Below are 784 nucleotides of genomic sequence, written 5' to 3'. Positions count from 1 at the left end.
GCAGATGGTCGTAAAGTTAAAGGCGTAATTCACTGGGTATCTGCGGATAAAGCGCTACCAGCAGAAATTCGCCTATACGATCGTTTGTTCACTGTTCCAAATCCTGCAGCAGCAGAAGACTTCGCTTCAACCATTAACCCTGATTCACTCGTTGTGATCAACGGTTTCGTTGAGCCAAGCCTGGCATCTGCAGAAGCAGAGCAAGGCTACCAGTTCGAGCGTATGGGTTACTTCTGTGCGGATTCTAAAGATTCAACTGCAGATAACCTAGTGTTCAACCGCACGGTTGGCCTACGTGATACATGGGCGAAAATTGAGAACCAATAATCTTAATCGTTACCTATAGAAAAATGCCAGCAATTGCTGGCATTTTTGTTTTTGGATTAAGCAAAACAAAAAGTACAGATACAAAAAACGCCAGCTTTAACTGGCGTTTATTTTTAATCTACAAGCAAATTATTTTGCAGGTTTGTGCGCATCTGGGTTTTCTTTGCAACCACCGTCACTGCATTTACCGTATAGGTATAAGCTGTGGTTTGTTAGCGTCACATTGTACTTAGCTGCGATTTCGCGTTGGCGCTCTTCAATGATATCGTCAGAAAACTCAATTACTTCACCACAGTCTAGACATACTAGGTGGTCGTGGTGATGTTGAGTTGACAATTCGAAGACTGACTTGCCACCTTCAAAGTGGTGACGAGTAACAATACCTGCATCGTCGAATTGGTTTAGAACGCGATAAACAGTTGCTAGACCTATCTCTTCACCTAGATCAATCAGCTTT

General features: G+C 43.0%; 1 protein-coding gene and 1 pseudogene. One reads left to right on the top strand and one right to left on the bottom strand.

Annotated elements, in window-relative coordinates; genetic code table 11:
• Window positions 1–327: pseudogene (locus tag R7190_RS26840) on the top strand (glutamine--tRNA ligase); the annotation flags it as partial.
• A 129-nt stretch (window positions 328–456) separates the two neighbouring features.
• On the opposite strand, the gene fcrX reads toward R7190_RS26840, so the two are convergent.
• On the bottom strand, window positions 457–784 hold a 328-nt coding region (gene fcrX / locus R7190_RS26835; protein ID WP_318137792.1), incomplete at its 5' end, for a ferric iron uptake transcriptional regulator FcrX.

This window comes from Vibrio sp. 1078-1 (assembly GCF_033340475.1).
Note: the sequence above shows the minus strand (reverse complement) of the source record. Positions and strands in the feature narration are given on the sequence as shown.